Raw genomic sequence first — 12,975 nt, forward strand, 5'->3', positions numbered from 1 at the left:
CGAACAGCTTTTTAGAATTTATCTTAAATCTATTGATTAAGCGTGAATTGGACGATTGTCTGTAGCAGCTAAAGCAGCTTCTTTAATCGCCTCTGAGAATGTTGGGTGAGCATGAGATATTCTTGTTAAATCCTCTGCAGATGCACGGAATTCCATAGCTACAACTCCTTCTGCAATTAGATCAGCAGCACGAGCACCAATAATATGCATTCCTAAGATTTCGTCTGTGTTTTTATCTGCTAAGATTTTAGCAAAACCGTCTGTATCCATAGAAGCACGAGCACGTCCTAAAGCTTTGAAAGGGAAAGAACCTACTTTGTATTCTACTCCTTCTTCTTTTAATTGCTCTTCAGTTTTACCAACTCCTGCAACTTCTGGCCAAGTATAAACAACACCAGGAATTAAATTATAGTTGATATGAGGTCTTTGACCTGCTAATTGCTCAGCAACTAAAACACCTTCTTCTTCTGCTTTGTGCGCTAACATTGCACCAGCAACAACGTCACCAATCGCGTAAATGTTAGAAACATTAGTTTGTAAGTGATCGTTTGTTTTAATACGACCTCTTTCGTCTACCTCTACTCCTACGTTTTCTAAACCTAAAGATCCTGTGAAAGCACGACGACCAACAGCTACTAAAGCGTAATCTCCGTTAATTTCAATTTCTTCTCCTTTTTTAGAAGTTGCTTTTAATGTTACATCGTTTCCGTTATTTACAACAGAAGTTACACCAGTTGAAGTATGGAATTTCATTCCTTGTTTTTTCAATACTTTTGTCAATTCTTTAGACAAAGCACCGTCCATTCCTGGAATAACGCGATCTGCATATTCTACAACTGTAACTTGAGAACCTAAACGTAAGTAAACAGAACCTAATTCTAATCCGATAACACCACCACCGATAACGATTAAGTGTTTCGGAACTTCTGTTAAAGCTAAAGCTTCTGTAGAAGTGATGATACGAGTTTTATCTGTTGGCGCAAATGGTAATTCAGATGAAACTGATCCTGTTGCGATAATTGTATTTTTAGCTTCAATTTCTTGAGTAGAACCGTCTTTAGCCGTTACAACGATATGAGTTGCGTCTTTAAAAGCACCTGTTCCTTCTAAAACATCAATGTTATTTTTACTCATCAAGTATTTGATACCAGCTACGTTAGTATCTACAACACCTGCTTTTCGAGCAATCATTTGAGTGAAGTTTACTTTTGGAGCATCGATTTCGATTCCGTGCTCTTTAAAGTGATTTACAGCATCGTAATAGTGGTGAGAAGAATCTAATAAAGCTTTTGATGGAATACATCCTACATTAAGACATGTACCTCCTAAACTTTCTTTCTCAATAATTGCTGTTTTAAATCCTAATTGCGCTGCGCGAATAGCTGCAACATATCCTCCAGGTCCAGCACCAATTACGGCTACATCATAAGAACTCATATAGTTTTATTTTGATTTATTATTATAATTAATTTAAACTCTACAAATATAACCAATATTGAGTAGATTTTCGTTATAAAATTGTAATGAATTTTGTTAGGAAATTGAAAACTTTTCAACCTATTTCAACTTATCCGATTGAATATATTTTAGGATTTCATCTTCTGTACACAATTCATAATCTGGAGAAATTCCTTTTAGGTATATACTAATAAGTATCTCGAAGTTATAAATTAAAATATATTATTTAAAAAAATCAGTTTGTGAATAAAAAATCTATTTGATTATTTAAATTATCTTTAAATATTTCTATAGATTTTTCACTTTGAATATAAGGTTTTACTTTTTGATAAAACATATTATTCAAAGTAACTAAATTACAATATTCTAAAGTAAATGGTATTTCATTATTTTCTAGAAATAAATTAAACATTGATATCTTTTCAAGGTTAAATTTTTTAATAAACAAAGCTCTTTCATTTCTAGATTTAAAATTTTGGAAATCTATTTCTTCTATTAAAATATTTTCATACATGAAATTTGTAATCAAATTGATTTGACTTTCTGTTAATTCAAAACCAACATCAATATCTGAGTTAACTGTTATTTTTGCAATAAGAAAATCATAGAGTTGTTCACAAAAAAAATCCGAAATTATTGTGAATTGTTCTTCTATAACCTCTTCATACTCTTGATTATCTTTACCAAGTATTTTTTCTCCTACACTTGTTAACATTGTATTCATTCGTAATGTAACATTGTTCAGTTCTTCAACACTATTAAGAACTTTTAATACTTCTTTTTGCTTTTGAAGTCCATCAAGATATAAATAAAATAATCCTGCAAATTGACTTTGTAAATAATTTTCAATTTGTTCAATTTTCTCAAATGATTTTATTGGTTTAGTGATTAATAAATCAATAAACTTAAATACATTAACTGAGTCAACATGAGCAAATTTGAATTCGGCTGATTTTTTATCATTTTTATTTTCATAATCTTTCATGTTTTCAAAAAAATCTTGATTTTCTTTAAACGTTCTATATTCTGATAAAACATTTTTTTCTATAAAAATGAATAAAGGAATATTCTTTTCTAATGCAGTTTCGAATTCCTTTCTAGTTACTGAAATATAATCCTGCTCATACTTTTTAATATCATCTTTTAAACTTCCATTAGTAGCAGAAGAACCATATCTTCCTCCTACAATTAAAATCATTACATGACATAATTTTACTTCGTTATAAGCAGAAATGTCTATTGGCTTATCAAATTCATATGTGACTTTATCACTCTCAAATAAAACAGACTCAAATCCATAATTATCAATAAAATGTTCTAATCTTTCCCTTACATGTTTTAAATCATAATAAGTAGAGCTAACAAATATTCTAGGTTTCATTATTTTTATTTCTTTCAAAATAATACAACATACTAATATAACCAAAAACCCTTCACTTTTCAGTGAAGGGTTTTCTATATTTTAAATTCGAAAATCTAATTTCTGACTTATGTTTACCAGTTCATCAAAACAGAACCCCATGTAAATCCAGCTCCAAAAGCAGTCATCATTACTAAGTCACCTTTTTTGATTTTACCTTCTTTTTTTGCTTCACTCAACGCGATCGGAATAGAGGCTGCTGTTGTATTTCCATAACGCATAATGTTGTTGTAGACTTTCTCATCTGGTAATCCCAATTGTTTTTGTACAAACTGAGAAATACGTAAGTTCGCTTGATGTGGAATGAATAAATCTAAATCTTCTGGCTTTTTATTCGCAGCCGATAAAGCTTCGATAATTGATTCAGGAAAACGAGTTACCGCATGTTTGAAAACATAGTTCCCATTCATATATGGATAAATTTCTTTTTTAGTTAAAGTGTTTCCTTCTTTCAATAATTCGTCTGACCAACCTGTTTTTGTTCCTGGGAAAGTAACTGCTAATTCTTCAGCAAATTCTCCTTCAGAATGTAAATTAGTTGATAAAATTCCACGTCCTTCTTCTTCCGATGCCGAAACAATTACCGCTCCTGCTCCATCTCCAAAAATTACTGAAACACCACGACCTTCATCCGACATATCTAATCCGAATGAGTGAACTTCTGCTCCAATCACCAAAATATTTTTGTAAACACCAGCCTTGATAAAAGCATCAGCCGTTGATAATGCATACACAAAACCAGAACATTGGTTACGAATATCCATTGCGCCAATAGTGCGACAACCTAACTCTTTTTGTACCAACACACCGTTTCCAGGGAAATAATAATCTGGAGATAAAGTAGCAAATAAGATAAAATCGATATCTTGAGTCGTGATTCCTGCATCTTCTAACGCATTTTTAGCCGCAATAACACCCAAATCTGTAGACGAAATCTTAGAACCTGGCTCGATATGTCTTCTTTCGACAATCCCTGTTCGTTCCTGAATCCATTCGTCATTGGTGTCCATCACCTCAGCTAAATCAAAGTTTGTAACAACTCTTTCGGGAACATAATGCCCAACACCTGTAATAATAGAGTGTATCATGTGATTATGGTTTACTTTTCAATTGAAGCAAAGATATTAAATGATAAGCATTCTTTAAAACAAATGCGTCTTTTTGACAATAAATTATTTAGAAAATCTTGTTTTTAATATTCCGTTCATAATGATAGAAAGTACCATTACCCCTGTAGCAATGTAAAATATAGGATTCATATGTTCTGAATCTCCAAAAATAAGGCTTGCCAAAATGATGCCATAAACTGGTTCTAAATTTACGTTCAGCATCAACGTAAAAGCACTTACATGTTTCAGTAAATCAACTGATTCTATTTGTGCAAATGCTGTAAAAATTACACCAAGCAAAGTCAACCATCCTAAGTTTGACCAACTTATATTTACAACTTCGGAAATAGCTTCTGGTTGAAAAAGAATCATCACCACAGAAAGTGTGATCACACCACCAATCATTTCGTATAAAGTAACTTTAGTTGGTTTGATTGATTTTGGTAATCTCGAATTAAGAACTGCAAACAATGCGGAAAGAAAACTACATAGAATACCGATGATAATTCCTAATTTATAATCTTCTGGCGATGCATTAAAAATAACAGCTACACAAGCAGAAACGATTATGGCAAGAATAATTTCGAGTAGATTAATTCTCCGCTTAAAGAAAATAGGTTCTAAAATCGCACTAAAAAGAGCACCCATCGATAATGTACTCAACGCAATTGAGATATTAGAAAGTTTAATCGACAAATAAAATGTAAACCAATGTATTCCGACTATTCCACCGATAGCAAGTAATCTCAATAATTCGTTTTTGGTCACTTTGAAATCCATTTTTCTGAATTTCATATAGATAAAAACAGCAATTGCCCCAATAAGAACACGATACCAAACCATTGGCAACGCACTCATTGTGACTAATTTTCCGAAAACTCCTGTAAATCCCCAAAGAAGTACGAGAAACTGCAACCGAAGTTGAACTTTTGAAATCATTCTAACCCTTTTTCGCAAAAGTAGAGTTTAATTCTAGATTAAAATAAGGTTTCAAACGATTTATTCCTAAAAAATAAAAGTTAGAATAGATCAATATTAAATTAATATTAAATAATTATTTCATTAAGTTTAAATATACTACTTCGTTGTATTTTCGAACTTCAAAATTTATCGATGGATTTTAGTATTTTTTTACAAGCAGATGCATTAATAGCATTATTTACATTAACAATGTTAGAAATCGTTTTAGGGATTGATAATATTGTTTTTATCTCTATTTTATCAGGTAAATTACCTGCACATCAACAAAAGAAAGCGCAACAACTTGGTTTATTTTTAGCTATGTTTACACGTGTTCTTTTACTATTCTCTTTAAGTTGGGTAATGAGTTTAACCACTCCTTTATTCAATATCGGCGATTGGATAGGAATAACATCTACAGATTGGCTTGAAAAGCTAGCTATTTCTGGTAGAGATTTAATTCTATTAATTGGAGGTTTATTCTTAATTTATAAATCTACAGTAGAAATTCATCATAAAATTGAAGGTGTTGAAGAAAGCGAAGGGAAAATTAAAGTACATTCTTTTGCTGGAACTATCATTCAAATCTTAATTTTAGATATTGTTTTCTCTTTAGACTCTGTTATTACAGCAGTTGGAATGGCAGAACATATTGAAGTAATGATTGCTGCAGTAATTATTGCTGTTGCGGTTATGATGCTTTCTGCAAGTGCCGTTTCTAAATTTGTTAATGATCATCCGACAGTTAAAATGTTAGCTTTATCATTCTTATTACTAATTGGTGTCTCGTTATTAGCTGAAGGTTTCGACCAACATATCTCTAAAGGTTATATTTATTTTGCTATGGGATTCTCTGTTTTAGTTGAATTTTTAAACTTAAAAATGAAAAAGAAACATTCAAATCCTGGAGTAATTCGAAATATGGTTGGAGACGCAGAACAACAAAACAAAAATTTATAACTAATTTTAAGGTCTCTAATTTGAGACCTTTTTTTATTCAAAAAAATCCATGCAAAATATAAAATTAATCGTTACAGATATGGACGGAACATTGTTGCGTTCTGACAACTCTTTAAGTCCTGAATTTAATAAAATCTACAAAAAATTAAAAGAAAACAATATCATATTTGTACCTGCAAGTGGTCGTCAATATTATAGTATTGTTAATTATTTTGAAGATATAAAAGATGATTTAGCTGTTATAGCTGAAAATGGTACTTATGTTACCTATAAAGGAAAAGAAGTTTTTGTAGATAACTTAAATTGGTTTATTGTAAAGGAAATAATCCGAGAAGTTAGAAAAATAGAGGGTGCTAATATAGTTTTAGCAACTAAAAACACAGCCTATGTAGAATCTAGAGACGAAACGTTTTTAGAGTATTTTAAAAATTATTATAATAAGAACGTTTGGGTTGAGGATTTAACAAAAATAGAGAATGAGCAATTTATTAAGATTGCTATTAATCATACTAAAGGAACAGAAAAAAATGTCTATCCAAAATTAGTTGATTTTGAAAAAAATGGATTAAAAGTTGTTGTTTCTGGAGAAGTCTGGTTGGATGTAATGAATAAAAACACAAACAAAGGTGTTGCATTACAAGCATTGATAAATAAGTTAAATATTTCACCTGAAGAAATCATTGTTTTTGGGGATTTTATGAATGATTTAGAGATGCTAAATTTGGCTAAATATAGTTTTGCAATGAAAAATGCGCACCCAGATATAATAAAAACAGCCAATTTTATAGCTCCATCAAATAACGAAGATGGTGTAATTCAAATTATTAAACAATATTTACAACAATTAGAGGTTGTAAACACTTAATAATCTTACAAATAAGACAATTAAATTAACAGATAAATAAAATAAAAATTACTAATTTCGCAAAAAAACCTAAATACCCAATGTTCATAATCAACAAACACCTAAAAAATATATTTGTTTTTGGTTCTTTATTTTTCGTTTTTTCTTGTAAAAATGAAAATAAACCAATTCAAAACCTAAGTAAAATAACAGAACCTAAAGAAATTCTGCAAGATGATATTGATACTATTTATACAGTAAAAATAGACTCTACAAAATTGGAACAAGAACAAGATACTATTACAAAAGTTGAGAAACAAAATCCTATTGATTCTACAAAACAATATGTATATCTAACTTTTGATGATGGTCCATATAAAGGGAGTAAAAACATCAATAAAATTTTAACGGAAGAAAACGTAAAAGGAACTGTTTTTTTAGTTGGATTTAATGCTTTTACAAAAGATTTGAAACAAAATGTAGAAGATTATAAATCTAATCCTAACGTAGAAATTGCGAACCATACATTTTCTCATGCTCGCAATAAATACAAAGCATTTTATAGTTTACCAGAAAATGTCTATGAAGATATTCGCAAGAATGAAGTTGTTTTGGATATACATTCTCGATGGGTTCGCTTACCTGCACGTAATACTTGGCGTTTAAATAAACGTAAAAAAGATGATCCTGTAAAGAATGCTATTCCTGCAGCAGATTTAATAGCAAAAAATCAATACTATATTTATGGTTGGGATTATGAATGGAATAGAAATAAAAATGGATTAACAGCACCTGAAAATATCTACGATGGAATTGTTCGTCACTTGGATCAAAATAGAACTTTTGAAAAAAATCATTTGGTAATTTTGATGCATGATGATATGTTTAATTCTGATGTAAATGCTGAAAAACTAAGACAGTTGATTATCTTACTGAAAAAGAATCCAAAAATTGTTATAGAAGGTATTTCTAGTTATCCAATTAGAATTAGTTAAATATAAAAGCCTCTAAAAAAGAGGCTTTTTTTTATTTTTTAAATTAATTCAACTCAAAGAAATCTCGTTTACCAATTTTTACTTTGATACCACTATCTAAAATAAAATCACTTAAAGGATCTATATTCTTCTCCCCATTAATCTGTACAGCTCCACTCTCTATTAAACGACGAACTGCAGTTTTTGATATATCTTTTTTTAATTGATGACAAATATCTAACAATGTAATATTATCATTATCAATGTTTAATGAATCAATCTTAACCGTTTCGAAAACTCTATTTTCATCATTTCTTTTCTGAAATTGATTGTTAAAAAATTCTTCCGCATATTCTGCTTCTATTTCAGAATGATATTGAGTAATAATATTTTTAGCAACTAACTTTTTAATTAACATTGGATTATCCATTTTCAATCGATCATTTAAACTTGACTTTTCTTCTATTGAAAAATCAGTTGCTAAAGCAATATATTCTTCTAATAAATCATCTGGAATTGACATTGTTTTTCCAAACATTTCATTAGGTTCATCTGTCAATCCAATAATATTATTCAACGATTTGCTCATCTTCTCTTTTCCATCAGTTCCTCTCAAAAGTGGCATACACAGTACAATCTGAGCAGTTTCACCATTGGTTTCTTGCAATTGTCGTCCCATTGTACAATTAAATAATTGATCTGTTCCTCCCATTTCAATGTCTGCATTTATTTTAACCGAATCGTATGCTTGTAATATTGGGTAAACCAACTCATGCATTGCAATTGGAGTATTTTCTGTAAAACGCTTATTAAAATCATTTCGATGCATTAATTGTGCAACTGTAACTTTTGACAGTAACTGAATAACCTCCGAAAAAGCCAACTTATCTAACCAATCAGAATTAAACACAATTTCCGCTTTTTCTATATCAATAATTTTTGATAATTGATTAATATATGTTTCTGCATTTTTCTGTACTTGATCTGCATTCAGCGGTTGGCGACTTTTATTTTTTCCTGTAGGATCTCCAATTTGCGCTGTAAAACTACCTACTAAAATAACTATTTGATGCCCCAAATCTTGAAATTCTTTCAATTTCTTCAACACAACGGCGTGACCAAGATGCAAATCTGGTGCAGTAGGATCAAAACCTAATTTGATTCGTAATGGTCTATTTTCTTTTTTTGTTAATTTTAATTTTTCTTCCAATCCATTCTCTGGTAAAAAAATAGCTACATTTTCTTTTAAACTTTTTAGATCTTTCATATTTTTTGAAAATAAAAAAGCCCGAGCAAAACTGCTCGGGCTTGTAGATTATGATTAAATTTTTGACGTACAAAACTAATACGAAGTATACACATAGTCTACCCGAGCAAATATTGTACGATAATAAGTGCTAAAAAACGGTAAACGTAATATGTGTTGCAAAAACTTCATTTGTAATGCAAAGGTAGCATTATTTTTTACTTTAAGGATTTTCTTTCCAAATTTTATCTGAAGTCTCTAAATATAAAGGAAGAGCAGCTGATCCATACCAATTATAAATCTCGAAATCTAATAATTTTGCTTCTACAGCAGGATCAGTTTGTAAAATTTTTTCCAATTCTTCTTTCGTTTCAATATCTTGGAAAATAAAAATTCCACGATATTTTTTCTCATTTTTTCCCATAGGGCCAGCAACTACTAACTTCTTCTCTTCTACTAAACGGTCGATATTTGCCATATGACCTTTGAATTTTTCTGCAATCAAGCTACTATCAGTCGATTGATTTGATCCAGTTTTTAGAATAACAAAAAAATATGATTTCATTCCATATTTATCCGCTTTCAACTCTTTTGCTAAATCTTCATCATAATTTGGATTTGATTTTTGAGCATATGAAATAATAGATATAAATGTGAAAAATAAGAGAGTATACTTCTTCATAAGTAATTTTTTATAAAAATAGTCTAAAAAAAAAATTTCGTTATAACTTTGAATAAATTTTTATAAACTTATAAAATGAGCAATAAAACTGCGAAAACAAATGCAGTCCGAATTTTAGATTCGCATAAAATTCCCTACGAATTACGCGAATACGAAGTAGATGAAGAACATATTGATGCGCTACATGTTGCAGATTCTTTAGGTGTAAATCCTGAAGGAATTTTTAAAACTTTAGTCTTAAAAGGAAATGTAGAACCGATAATTATCGCTGTAATCCCTGCAAACACACATCTTGATATGAAAAAATTTGCAAAAATTTCTGGTAATAAAAACTGCGAAATGCTTCCTTTAAAAGATTTATTGAATGTTACAGGTTATATTCGTGGTGGCTGTTCACCAATTGGTATGAAAAAACAGTTTCCTACATATATTGAAGAACTTGCTATTTTACAAGATCAAATTTGTATCAGTGCAGGAAAAAGAGGTTTACAAATTATTTTAAATGCAGAAGATTTAGGAATTTTAATTAATGCTAAATTTGAAGATATCACACAATTTGATTTATAATTTATTTACTATTCAGAATGATTTTTTCTAAAATAACAGGAAATTTTGCTTCATCTTCAAACGTTAAATCTGGATTTGCATATACAATAATTCCATTTTTATCAATCACATAAGTTGCTCTATTGTTGTAACCTAAACGATTGTAAGAATTATACATTAATGAGATAGTATAATTTTCGTCATTTAAATACATAATATTATTTGTTCTCAGAGCAGATTTCCATACCTCTAATAATGGATTTGTAGAACTTGAAATTGCATAACTTTTTACATCTTTCAATAAAGGATTATGATCTATTAATTGAATTTGAGCAGCACAAGTCATTGCAGCTTTTGTATCAATCGAAGTAAAATCTGGTAAAATTTGTCCACTAAAAGCTGCAGGATAAAACGTCAATACTTTGAAAGTCGATTTATCATCCAAAAACTTCTCTGTTGAATTAGTCTTATAATTTGGTCCATTCAAGATAAAATCTGGTGCTTTATCTCCTACTTTCAGCGTATTATTTTTTGTGAAATTTATTTTAATCTCGTCTATTTTCAATACTCTTTTAACTAATTTTTCTAAAGGTTTCAAATGCTCGCCTTGTGCACGATAATCATTGTCTCTCATTAAAATTTTATTATTCTGATCAACTAAAAAAAGAACCGAACTTTCAACCAAAACATTGTTGCTAAAATTATTAGTTGGAATTATAGTAGAAACTGAATTTTGTTTAAAAGGTTTCAAACCAATTGCATTATATATTTTTCCACTTTCATCATAAATAACTTTAGTACCATCTAACTTATTTTGATTGGAAGATTCATTAAAAGTAAAGATTTTATTTGGCTCTTTACTCCATTTATCGTCTTCATTTACAATATAAATCACATCAATCTTTGGTAAATTCTGAGATGTAAATGCCAGATTTTTCACAAAATAATAATTCAGCGATGTTGTCATCATACTTGCATATGTATTCGTTTTGTATAAACTTGGTGTGAATACAATAATTTTCAAATTTGAAGATTGCTCTAAATTTTCAATTTTATTCATCGGAAATTGAGCTCCAATATTCAGATTCTGAGCATTCAAAAAAGAGAAACTAAAAAAGGAAAAAATAAATACAAAAAATCTTGACATATAATTTTAATTGTTAAAAGATCATGCAATAAACAAGCACAAGTTAACCTTTTTCTTTATTTAGAAAAAATGATAATCAATAAGATTTAATTATCAGAGATCATTTTCTCTAAATCAGCTATATTTGTATTTATTTTAACTTTAAGTATTATATCGAAATGGAATTCAATGTTACCAATGCTTTAAAACAACTAAATACTGATTATTCTGAAGATAAAGCTTCAGAAATTATAGAAAATCTATTATATAATTCAACTGATTTTTCTGATGAAGATCATGAAATAATTGATGAGTTAAATGATAAATTCTTACGAATTGCTGCACAAATTTTTGTGGAAGATTTGGCATATGATTTCAATACTTTAGTTAATTATTGGGAAGCTTTTATTGGGCAATTAACAGAAGAACAATCTCAAAATTTATTAAATTTTGCAATTGAACAAACTGATGTTGATTTTGTCGAAGACTTTATTATAGGTTATAGAAAATTTTATACGAATCCTAAAGAAAGTATAACTTTTTTTAATAAAATAGATGAACATCAATTTTATGAAATTAAGTTTTTCAAAGCTCGTTGTTATGAAGTTTTAAATGAAGAAGAAAAAGCAGTTGAAGCATATGTTAATTATTTGAATTCTGACTATTTTAAATTAGAAGAAAATGCTGAACAAGCTGCTGTGAATACTTTTTATATTAGTCATAATATTGCTCCACTATTAGTTAAGGTAAAAAAATACAAAGAAGCAAAAGTATATTTCGATAATGTTTTAAAGAATATAAATTTTGAAGATTACTTAGCTAATTTTGAAGATTCTAATCAACAAGAAATCAAAAGCTTCTTAGAAAATTATGTTACAACTTTACAAGAAATTGGAGAGGATACACCTGCTAATGACTTTTCTAAAAAAATAATGCAATATTTTTCTTAAAAACACAACATACGAAAATACATTATTGAAATTATTCAAAATACTCATAAATAGGTAGTTTTAACTTTTTATTATTAATAAAATAAATCTAATCTATTTTAGTATAAAAAAATAAATAATAAAATATTTATCAAATTAAGAAGTTGTTTTACCTTTGTATTATAAATAATTTATTCATAGTTGTTAAGGATAATGATGTTTGAAGATGAAAAGAACATCCTTAATAAAAATAGAGTTTTTTTATAGTATTTTTAGGTTGGTTAATGGTTCAATGAAGATTGAACCATTTTTTATTTCTTAAAACCATAAGCGCAATGTCTACAACCATTTTGACAGCATTTCCCTTTCTGATAATGAAAGAATTCTGTAAAAACCCAATATCCATTTTCTATATAATAATGAATATGAGGAATGAACTCTGAAGGCATTGTTGGATGCGGATATTCGTTATCTAATTCAACAAAATAATTTAACTTTTCTATACAAGAATTACACAAACATTTGTAATGTGTTTTCTTCAAAAATTCTTTTATTTTGTCTTTAATAATAATAGTAGAACAAGCACAATTTTCTATATCATCTACTTTACACTCCATTGTTTCGTTACAACGCGAACAATTTTCAATCATTTTATTAGATATTTTTTGATTTTTTAAAATACGAAAAATCTTAAACTTTTATTAAAACTTAAAATTATTTT

Annotated in this window: 13 protein-coding genes; 5 read left to right on the forward strand and 8 right to left on the reverse strand. The window is 28.8% G+C overall.

Annotated features, from left to right (window positions below):
* Positions 1-36: 36 nt before the first annotated feature.
* The 4 genes from lpdA to E4J94_RS11235 form a co-directional block, all read right to left on the reverse strand.
* On the reverse strand, positions 37-1,437 hold the full coding sequence (lpdA, locus tag E4J94_RS11220; protein ID WP_135835897.1) for a dihydrolipoyl dehydrogenase: 1,401 nt from the start codon (positions 1,435-1,437) through the stop codon (positions 37-39).
* A 256-nt stretch (positions 1,438-1,693) separates the two neighbouring features.
* Positions 1,694-2,839: a DUF4062 domain-containing protein gene (locus tag E4J94_RS11225; protein ID WP_135835898.1), complete on the reverse strand. Its 1,146-nt coding sequence runs from the start codon at positions 2,837-2,839 to the stop codon at positions 1,694-1,696.
* 113 nt (positions 2,840-2,952) lie between these two features.
* Entirely contained in the window at positions 2,953-3,966 is a 1,014-nt protein-coding gene (locus tag E4J94_RS11230; RefSeq protein ID WP_135835899.1) for a beta-ketoacyl-ACP synthase III, read from the reverse strand.
* Positions 3,967-4,050: 84 nt separating this feature from the next.
* Positions 4,051-4,926: a DMT family transporter gene (locus E4J94_RS11235; RefSeq protein WP_135835900.1), complete on the reverse strand. Its 876-nt coding sequence runs from the start codon at positions 4,924-4,926 to the stop codon at positions 4,051-4,053.
* A 174-nt stretch (positions 4,927-5,100) separates the two neighbouring features.
* On the opposite strand from E4J94_RS11235, the gene E4J94_RS11240 reads away from it, so the two are divergent.
* From E4J94_RS11240 to E4J94_RS11250, 3 genes are all read left to right on the forward strand, one after another.
* Positions 5,101-5,907 carry a TerC family protein gene (locus E4J94_RS11240; RefSeq protein ID WP_135835901.1) on the forward strand — a complete coding sequence of 269 codons (807 nt, stop codon included), beginning with the start codon at positions 5,101-5,103 and terminating at the stop codon, positions 5,905-5,907.
* A 49-nt stretch (positions 5,908-5,956) separates the two neighbouring features.
* Positions 5,957-6,772: an HAD family hydrolase gene (locus tag E4J94_RS11245; RefSeq protein WP_135835902.1), complete on the forward strand. Its 816-nt coding sequence runs from the start codon at positions 5,957-5,959 to the stop codon at positions 6,770-6,772.
* Between the two features lie 80 nt (positions 6,773-6,852).
* Complete coding sequence (locus tag E4J94_RS11250) at positions 6,853-7,746, forward strand: polysaccharide deacetylase family protein (RefSeq protein ID WP_135835903.1); 894 nt, start codon at positions 6,853-6,855, stop codon at positions 7,744-7,746.
* A 43-nt stretch (positions 7,747-7,789) separates the two neighbouring features.
* On the opposite strand, the gene tyrS is transcribed toward E4J94_RS11250, so the two are convergent.
* Entirely contained in the window at positions 7,790-8,992 is a 1,203-nt protein-coding gene (gene tyrS, locus E4J94_RS11255) for a tyrosine--tRNA ligase (RefSeq protein ID WP_135835904.1), read from the reverse strand.
* 202 nt (positions 8,993-9,194) lie between these two features.
* On the reverse strand, positions 9,195-9,653 hold the full coding sequence (locus E4J94_RS11260; protein WP_135835905.1) for a YciI family protein: 459 nt from the start codon (positions 9,651-9,653) through the stop codon (positions 9,195-9,197).
* Positions 9,654-9,728: 75 nt separating this feature from the next.
* On the opposite strand from E4J94_RS11260, the gene ybaK reads away from it, so the two are divergent.
* Entirely contained in the window at positions 9,729-10,220 is a 492-nt protein-coding gene (gene ybaK, locus E4J94_RS11265; RefSeq protein ID WP_135835906.1) for a Cys-tRNA(Pro) deacylase, read from the forward strand.
* A gap of 1 nt (position 10,221) precedes the next feature.
* Here the strand turns inward: ybaK and E4J94_RS11270 are convergent, their stop codons facing one another.
* On the reverse strand, positions 10,222-11,346 hold the full coding sequence (locus E4J94_RS11270) for a redoxin family protein (RefSeq protein ID WP_135835907.1): 1,125 nt from the start codon (positions 11,344-11,346) through the stop codon (positions 10,222-10,224).
* A 158-nt stretch (positions 11,347-11,504) separates the two neighbouring features.
* On the opposite strand from E4J94_RS11270, the gene E4J94_RS11275 reads away from it, so the two are divergent.
* On the forward strand, positions 11,505-12,275 hold the full coding sequence (locus E4J94_RS11275) for a hypothetical protein (RefSeq protein ID WP_135835908.1): 771 nt from the start codon (positions 11,505-11,507) through the stop codon (positions 12,273-12,275).
* Between the two features lie 290 nt (positions 12,276-12,565).
* Here the strand turns inward: E4J94_RS11275 and E4J94_RS11280 are convergent, their stop codons facing one another.
* Positions 12,566-12,904: a cysteine-rich CWC family protein gene (locus E4J94_RS11280; protein ID WP_135835909.1), complete on the reverse strand. Its 339-nt coding sequence runs from the start codon at positions 12,902-12,904 to the stop codon at positions 12,566-12,568.
* Positions 12,905-12,975: the final 71 nt, after the last annotated feature.

This window comes from Empedobacter tilapiae, assembly GCF_004785645.1.
GTDB classification, from domain to species: Bacteria; Bacteroidota; Bacteroidia; order Flavobacteriales; family Weeksellaceae; genus Empedobacter; species Empedobacter tilapiae.

Excerpts from the sequence above, each read along its gene's own strand:
- lpdA (WP_135835897.1), bottom strand. The coding sequence starts at position 1,437 with ATGAGTTCTTATGATGTAGCCGTAATTGGTGCTGGACCTGGAGGATAT.
- E4J94_RS11225 (WP_135835898.1), bottom strand. The coding sequence starts at position 2,839 with ATGAAACCTAGAATATTTGTTAGCTCTACTTATTATGATTTAAAACAT.
- E4J94_RS11230 (WP_135835899.1), bottom strand. The coding sequence starts at position 3,966 with ATGATACACTCTATTATTACAGGTGTTGGGCATTATGTTCCCGAAAGA.
- E4J94_RS11235 (WP_135835900.1), bottom strand. The coding sequence starts at position 4,926 with ATGATTTCAAAAGTTCAACTTCGGTTGCAGTTTCTCGTACTTCTTTGG.
- E4J94_RS11240 (WP_135835901.1), top strand. The coding sequence starts at position 5,101 with ATGGATTTTAGTATTTTTTTACAAGCAGATGCATTAATAGCATTATTT.
- E4J94_RS11245 (WP_135835902.1), top strand. The coding sequence starts at position 5,957 with ATGCAAAATATAAAATTAATCGTTACAGATATGGACGGAACATTGTTG.
- E4J94_RS11250 (WP_135835903.1), top strand. The coding sequence starts at position 6,853 with ATGTTCATAATCAACAAACACCTAAAAAATATATTTGTTTTTGGTTCT.
- tyrS (WP_135835904.1), bottom strand. The coding sequence starts at position 8,992 with ATGAAAGATCTAAAAAGTTTAAAAGAAAATGTAGCTATTTTTTTACCA.
- E4J94_RS11260 (WP_135835905.1), bottom strand. The coding sequence starts at position 9,653 with ATGAAGAAGTATACTCTCTTATTTTTCACATTTATATCTATTATTTCA.
- ybaK (WP_135835906.1), top strand. The coding sequence starts at position 9,729 with ATGAGCAATAAAACTGCGAAAACAAATGCAGTCCGAATTTTAGATTCG.
- E4J94_RS11270 (WP_135835907.1), bottom strand. The coding sequence starts at position 11,346 with ATGTCAAGATTTTTTGTATTTATTTTTTCCTTTTTTAGTTTCTCTTTT.
- E4J94_RS11275 (WP_135835908.1), top strand. The coding sequence starts at position 11,505 with ATGGAATTCAATGTTACCAATGCTTTAAAACAACTAAATACTGATTAT.
- E4J94_RS11280 (WP_135835909.1), bottom strand. The coding sequence starts at position 12,904 with ATGATTGAAAATTGTTCGCGTTGTAACGAAACAATGGAGTGTAAAGTA.